This is a genomic window from Marseilla massiliensis (genome assembly GCF_016899855.1).
Lineage (GTDB): Bacteria > Bacteroidota > Bacteroidia > Bacteroidales > Bacteroidaceae > Prevotella.
In genome coordinates this window covers 1-5,719 of sequence record NZ_JACJJG010000144.1, presented here as the reverse complement: position 1 = coordinate 5,719, position 5,719 = coordinate 1, and the positions used below count along the sequence as shown (strand labels likewise).

The 5,719-nt window shown below is 51.9% G+C and carries 4 protein-coding genes; 3 read left to right on the top strand and 1 reads right to left on the bottom strand.

What is annotated here, in order from left to right; genetic code table 11:
- Window positions 1-242 precede the first annotated feature (242 nt).
- Together H6A34_RS13450 and H6A34_RS13445 are read left to right on the top strand one after the other, a co-directional pair.
- Window positions 243-668: a DUF1893 domain-containing protein gene (locus tag H6A34_RS13450; protein WP_205105936.1), complete on the top strand. Its 426-nt coding sequence runs from the start codon at window positions 243-245 to the stop codon at window positions 666-668.
- 151 nt (window positions 669-819) lie between these two features.
- Entirely contained in the window at window positions 820-1,332 is a 513-nt protein-coding gene (locus tag H6A34_RS13445) for an ECF transporter S component (protein ID WP_205105935.1), read from the top strand.
- A 128-nt stretch (window positions 1,333-1,460) separates the two neighbouring features.
- Here H6A34_RS13445 and H6A34_RS13440 read toward each other — a convergent pair whose 3' ends face one another.
- The gene (locus H6A34_RS13440; RefSeq protein WP_205105934.1) at window positions 1,461-3,437 is read right to left on the bottom strand and encodes a KUP/HAK/KT family potassium transporter; all 1,977 of its coding nucleotides are present in this window, start codon (window positions 3,435-3,437) and stop codon (window positions 1,461-1,463) included.
- Between the two features lie 348 nt (window positions 3,438-3,785).
- Here H6A34_RS13440 and H6A34_RS13435 point away from each other — a divergent pair, with 348 nt between their 5' ends.
- Window positions 3,786-5,525, top strand: a complete 1,740-nt coding sequence (locus H6A34_RS13435; protein ID WP_205105933.1) for a hypothetical protein — start codon at window positions 3,786-3,788, stop codon at window positions 5,523-5,525.
- Window positions 5,526-5,719: the final 194 nt, after the last annotated feature.

Genomic DNA, 5,719 nt, shown 5'->3' with positions numbered 1-5,719 from the left:
AGTTCGTGGAGACGCTCAAGCAGGACGTGTAATCCAAGAATTTAAAGAAGTTAGTGAAGTTAAAGAAGTTATAGCCATTACCTTTGCTGCTTATAATTGGCTGGGCTACAGGCTTTAGCTTCTGGCAAAAGGTTATCCATTATTACCTTTACTGGCTTATAATCGGCAATACACTTGGCTTTAACTTCTAACGAGCGTAGCGAGTGATAACTTCTCCAACTCCTTTAACTACCAAATAAACAATGGACAAAGAACTAAGAAACATGTTGGTTGATGATGGCTGCCGCGGCGTGGCGCGTTCAGTTCAAGGTGAGATTCGGACGTTCGAGCGCCGCGGCGTAGCCGACCTTTTCAGCCTCGTTACCGACGAGCCGGACTTTCTGAGGGGAGCTTCCGTTGCGGACAGGATAATCGGACGCGGCGCAGCACTGCTGCTCGTGAAAGGCGGCGCGGCTGAAGTCTACGCCCAAGTAATCAGCTCCGGAGCCCTTGAAGTTCTCATTCAAGCTGGCATTGAGGTGGAATACGGCCAGCTTGTGGCCAACATCATCAACCGTACAGGCACAGACATATGCCCCGTTGAGAAGCTTACGGCCGACACATCTTCGCCCGACGAGGCTTACGTGATGATAAAACAATTTCTCGAAAACATGAAAGTTAGAAGTTAAAGAATTTATAGAAGTTAAAGAAGTTATAGCCAAATGCCTTGTTATATATGGCTGAAGTAATGGCTTTAACTTCTAACGAGCGCAGCGAGTGATAACTTATTTAAGTTCTATTACTTCAAAAAAGAACAACAATCAACTAAATAACACAACAATGAAAACAACATCATCAACTGCGGTTTACTCTTTGAGTTACCGTGAAAGCAAAACTTACGTGGCAGCGACACTGTTCGTCATAGGTAACATCCTGCTGCCACAGCTATGCCATCTCATGCCGCAAGGCGGCTTAATATGGCTTCCCATCTATTTCTTTACGCTAGTAGCGGCCTATAAATACGGCCTTACGGCAGGTTTGCTCACGGCAATCGTCTCCCCGATTGTCAACAGCTCACTTTTTGGAATGCCGGCAGCGTCAATGCTTCCAATCATTCTTACCAAGTCGGTACTACTCGCCTTGGCTGCTGCTTTCATCGCTTCAAAGGTGCGCCGCGTGGCTCTTTGGGCCGTTGCCCTTGCCGTTTTGGCTTACCAAGGGATAGGAATGATGGCCGAATGGGGCATGACCGGCTCGCTCACGGCTGCCCTTCAGGACATCCGTCTGGGCTGGCCTGGCATGCTGGTGCAGATATTCGGCGGCTTCGCCATTATAAAGTTAATCAAGAAATAATGGCTTTTTAGAAGTTTGTGACGTAAAAGATGTTAGGGAAGTTATAGCCAAATGCCTTGTTGATGACAACCAATAAAGGTGATGGCTATAACTTCCCTAACTTCTTTTATTCCCTTTACTTCCTTTACTTACTCTTCATCCACAACTTTTTCTATACGCCTCAAATGCTTGGCACGGCCCGATATAATCAGCGGAACACGCTCTACAACCACGACTGATGTGTCAAGTCCGAGCGCGTTAGGCTCGTCAATACCGATTTTGCGGATGATGGCGTAGAGGCTCATCAGCAGGTTCTGACGGCGATTGTGCGAGTCTTCAGGATAATATATGCGGTGAATTATGACAAAACGGAAGTCGCCCGGTATGCCGTTCTTGCGCAATGAAGGGTACGTACTGGTAAGGTCAAGCTTGCCGTCGGCCACAAGGTCCTCAACTATTTGCCGCAAGTAAAGGCTCACACGGGGTTCAATCCTGAATCCGATGCGCATTGTCACACTGAAAAGAGTATCCTTTACGAGCGGCGTAAAGGTATATTCCAACGTGTCGGGAGTGTCGACGAACTCAAGGTTTAGCAGCCAATAGTGGTCGGCACGCTTGGGTTGCTTGTTTATTATGGAGTAAACCAGCTTGTCATCCACGCTCCCTTCGCCGTGTGAATGGTTTACATATACAAGATTTGAGGCGTACTTAGGTATTGTATCGTCAGCCTTTATGTCGGATATTATGCCGTAATAGTCGCTCGTCCGTTTAGAAGAAAGATGTCGGCGGCGTATTTTCAGCGCGGCAACCCACACCAACATGATGAAGCACAGCAGTCCGCCGATAAGCAGCGTGAACCAACCGCCCGCCATGAACTTTGACAGATTGGCGGCAAGGAATATCCCTTCAATCACGCAGTAGGCGCCGACAAACGCCAACGCGGCCACACGTGCCGTACCGCTCATGCGCAGGTAGAACCCCAATAGCAGCGTCGTCATCAGCATGGTGATGGTTATCGCCAGTCCGTAAGCAGCCTCCATGCGCGACGAGTCACGGAAAAGCAGCACCGTAAGCACCACTCCCACGTACATCGTCAGGTTCACCGCCGGTATGAACAGCTGTCCTTTCACGTTTGTGGGGTGCTTGATACGCATGCGTGGCCAGAAGTGCAGGTTCATGGCTTCACTCAATATGGAGAACGAACCGCTGATAAGTGCCTGGCTGGCCACGATTGCCGCCCCCGTGGCCATTACTATAGCGAAGAGCAGCATGTCCTGTGGCACGATGGCATAGAATGGGTTTACGCCAGCAGTTATCCGTCCTGCGTTGGCCAGAATCCACGCTCCCTGCCCGAGATAGTTGAGTATCAGCATTGCCTTTACGAACAGCCAGCTTATCGTTATGTTACGACGGCCGCAATGCCCGAGGTCAGAGTACAGTGCCTCAGCACCCGTCGTACACAAGAATACGGCGCCGAGTATGAAGAACCAGCTGGGCGACTCAACAAGCAAACGCACCGCATAATACGGGTTAAAAGCCTTCAATACCTGCGGACAGGCCGTCAGCGCCGCCGCGCCAGCCACCCCGAGCAGCAGGAACCAGAGCAGCATGAACGTGCCGAAGGTGCGCCCTATATGCTCCGTTCCGAACCTTTGGACGAAGAATATCACAGTGATTATCGCAATCACCACGGGCATTACGGGCAGGTCGGGGCTTATTCCCTCCAGTCCCTCGATAGCAGTAGTCACCGTGATGGCGGGCGTTATCACGCCGTCGGCAAGCAAGGTGCTCGCCCCGATAACGGCTATCACGTAAATCCACCTGCGCCTGTGTCGCCTGAGCAGGGCGTAGAGGGCCAGTATGCCGCCCTCGCCGTTGTTGTCGGCACGCAGCGCGATAAGCACGTATTTTACCGTAGTCTGCAACGTAAGCGTCCATATTATACACGAAAGCGCGCCGAGAATATAGTCTGTGTAGAGCGTCTCGCCGGTGCTTACGATGGCTTTCATCACGTAAAGGGGCGACGTTCCTATGTCGCCGAACACTATCCCGAGTGTCATCAACAGCCCGGCCAACCCGACCTTACCGGCCGTCGTGGCTGTGGCAGCATGTCTTAAATCAGCCATAAAAGCAATCTTTTTGTCATGTTTATTGTTCTATTTATCTTGAAAACGGGTGCAAATATAGTTTAAATAGTCTGAAACGTACAAAAATTAACACCTTTTATACGACACGAAAAGACCGTAATTTTTGACACAAACATAACCAGTTGATAATCAGCATGTTACCTCAGCCACCACAAAATGCCGCCTTTTAGTCTCCAAAAGACGGCATTTTAGCGTGCGATTGACGGCCTTTTGCCTTGCTGTTTGCCGTCTTTTGCCACCCCGAAAATATGCTACGGCACGACGGCTTGCGGCAAGTTTTATGCAGGATGGTGTCCGTGTGTTGTGTAAAATGTGTAATTTTGCGGTATGAAACGACTTCTTCCGCTCATCATAACGCTTGCGCTCCTTATGCTTTCGTGCGACAGGTACGCCAAGTATGAACCCATGTTTTATCCCATCGACAGCGTTTCGTCTACCCATCCTGACAGCGCCCTGCGCCTGCTTGAGGCATTGAAGCCTAAGATTGAGGACGCTCCGGAGCGCATTAAGGCGTATTACGGCTTGATGGAGACCAAGTATATGCTCAATTCAGACGCGCGGTTCACCTCCGACAGTACCATCCGTGCAGTGGCGGACTTCTACGAACGCCACGGCGACGACAACCACCGGATGTTCTCCAAGCTGTTGCTTGGCTGCGTGAACTATACGATGGGCGACAACACCGAAGCCATGCTCAACCTCGAGGCGGCTGCCGCCAGCGCCGACACTACGTCGGACGACTGCCTGTACGTGGTGCTCGGCCAGGTGTACGCCCATCTTTCGCAGGTTTATCTTGACGAGTACATGCCGCGTAACGTCATCCGCGCCTCGCACCTTTGCTACCGATATTCAATGCGTGCGGGCGATACGCTCACGGCGTTGAGCGGCCTTGACCATATATCCAACGCCTACATCTTCATGGGACAGCCCGATTCTGCCCTCGCGGTAACACTCCGCTCATTGCGCCTTTTCCGTGAGAGCGGCTACGTAGAGGCAGCGGCAATATCCCAAGCGAAGCTAATCGAGATATATCTTGACCGTAACGACACGGCCAACGCGGCACGCTGCATGACCGTGTTCGACCGCGACTCGCGCGTAATAGGCGTTGATGACAACGTAGAACCCCACTACCAAGGCATTTATTACGTAAAAGCCATCTATTCAGTCAGCACCAACCGCCTTGACTCCGCCGCCTACTGGTTAGGCAAGATACGGCAGATAGACAATCCGTCGCTCAACATCCGCGAGGCGGCGGCATACGTCGCGTGGCAGATATACGACAAGATGGGTGCCAAGGACTCCGCACTGAAATACGCAACGGTGAGCAGTGAACTCTCCGACAGCCTGACAACGGAGATTATGAGAAACACATGCTCGGTTGTGCAAGCGCAGTATGAGCGCGCTAACCTGCGTAGCCAAGTGGCCGACAAGGCTCTCGAGGCCGAACGGATGAAGACCACCGCCCTGGCCGTTGCCCTTGTGCTGCTCGCCGTCTTGTCCGCTTCTGTATATATAATAAGGAAAAGGCGTGCCGAGATGCGCCGCCGTGAACAGCGCCACAGGCAAGACATTGACGCCCTGACGCGCGCCCAAACCGACCTGCAACAGCTGCTTACGCTTACCGAGGAGGAGCGCGACGAGCTGGCGAAGGACAAGCGCGAGGCCATAGAACGCCTGCAAAGCATGGAGACTTTACAGCGTAACGTTGACGCGGCGACCGTGGAAGAGCGTCTTGCCAACGCCGACATTGCCCGCCGTTTCAGGCAGATAGCCGAAAATCCCCTCGCCCACCCGACGCCCGAAGAATGGCAGGAACTGCGTTCGATGATAAACTCTGAGGTGCCCGGTTTTTACTCAACGCTGAACAACGGGCACGTTCTGCGCCCCGACGAATACGACCTCTGCATCCTCCTCCGCCTGCATTTCAAGCCATTGGAGATAAGCAACCTCACCGGCATTTCACAGAAAAACGTGTCCGCTATACGCCGAAGGCTCTTGCAGAAAGTGCTCGGACGCGACGGCAAACCAAGCGAGTTTGATGATTTTATCATAGGGATTGTTAGATAAATTTTGGGGAGTTAACGGGAGTTAGGCGCTTCGCGCCGGAGTTATCGGGAGTTAACGGACAATAGTTCAGCTCTTGACAGCAAGGCATTTGTCCGTTAACTCCGGCGAACGCAGTGAGCCTAACTCCCGTTAACTCCAGCTAACTCCCTATTCTACAACGCCCTGTTTATGGGCGTTGTAGAATATTGTAGAAA